This window comes from Dyella choica (assembly GCF_003977665.1).
GTDB classification, from domain to species: Bacteria; Pseudomonadota; Gammaproteobacteria; order Xanthomonadales; family Rhodanobacteraceae; genus Dyella_B; species Dyella_B choica.
This window is the reverse complement of the sequence record NZ_RYYV01000058.1, coordinates 1,411-2,825: the sequence shown is the minus strand read 5'-3', so window position 1 is coordinate 2,825 and position 1,415 is coordinate 1,411. Positions and strand designations below refer to the sequence as shown.

The 1,415-nt window shown below is 64.9% G+C and carries 1 protein-coding gene; it reads left to right on the top strand.

Annotation, left to right across the window (positions count from 1 at the left end; genetic code table 11):
* Nucleotides 1-1,415, top strand: a 1,415-nt coding sequence (locus tag EKH80_RS23635) for a condensation domain-containing protein (protein ID WP_148110439.1), incomplete at both ends; no start/stop codon positions are given.

Below are 1,415 nucleotides of genomic sequence, written 5' to 3'. Positions count from 1 at the left end.
CAATCTGTACGGCCCGACCGAGACCACGATCCAGGTGGCCACGTGCGCCTACACCCTGCAAGATCCGCCGCAGGGAATCACTGCCGCCATCGGTCATCCGATCTGGAACACCGCGCTGCATGTGCTGGATACGGCCCTGCAGCCGGTACCGCCGGGTGTGGCGGGCGAGCTGTACATCGCCGGAGCCTGTCTGGCACGCGGCTATCTGCGCCGTCCCGGCCTGACCGCGCAACGCTTCATCGCCGATCCGTTTGCCGCCGATGGCCGGCGCATGTATCGCAGCGGCGACCGGGTGCGCTGGCTGGCAGACGGACGGCTGGAGTATCTGGGCCGCACCGATGAACAGGTCAAAATCCGCGGCTATCGCATTGAACTGGGCGAAATCGAAGCCAGCTTGCTGCGTGATCCGCAAGTCGCGCAGGCAACGGTGATCGTGCGTGAGGACGTGCCGGGCAACCAGCAACTCGTCGGCTATGTCGTGCTGGGCGGGGAAGCCCAAACAGGAAGCGCGGCGACCGAGGCGCTGCGTCAAGCACTGGCCGAATCCCTGCCCGAGTACATGCTGCCCTCCGCCATCGTAGCGATTGATGCGCTGCCCTTGATGCCCAACGGCAAACTCGACCGCAAGGCGCTTCCCGCGCCGGTCTTCACGGCACCCGGCATACGCGCGCCACGCAACGAGAAAGAAGAAGCTCTCTGCGCACTGTTTGCCGAAGTGCTCGGCCTGGAGCGCGTAGGCATCGACGACAACTTCTTCAAGCTGGGCGGCCACTCCCTGCTGGCCACGCGCCTGGTCAGCCGCATCCGTACCGCTTTACAGGTGGAACTGCCGATTCGCGCTTTGTTTGAAGCGCCCAGCGTGGCGCAACTGAGCGGACAGATGTCTGCCGGGCAGGCGGTACGCACGGCCTTGCGTCCCGTGGCGAGGACGGGGCACATACCGCTGTCCTTCGCGCAACAGCGGCTGTGGTTCCTGCAGCAATTTGCCGAAGCCGACAGCGCCTACAACCTGCCGCTGGCCTTGCGCCTGCAAGGCGCGCTGGATGTTGCGGCGTTGCAAATGGCTCTGAACGATCTGCTGCAGCGCCATGAAAGCCTGCGCACTATCTTCAGCGACGGCGAGGAAGGCGCGCGGCAGATCGTGCTGGACAAGGCGACACTTTCGTTCGAGCAGATCGCCTGCGATGCGAACGAACTGGCGCAGCACCTCAGGACATGCGCCGGCTACCGGTTTGAGCTGACCCATGAACTGCCCGTGCGCGCATGGCTATTTGCGCTGTCGCACGATGAGCACGTGCTATTGCTGCAAGTGCATCACATCGCCAGTGATGGCTGGTCATGGCGGCCGTTGTTCCGCGACCTGGGGGTGGCTTATGCCGCACGCCGGGAAGGCCGGGTCCCGGCGTGGCAGCCAT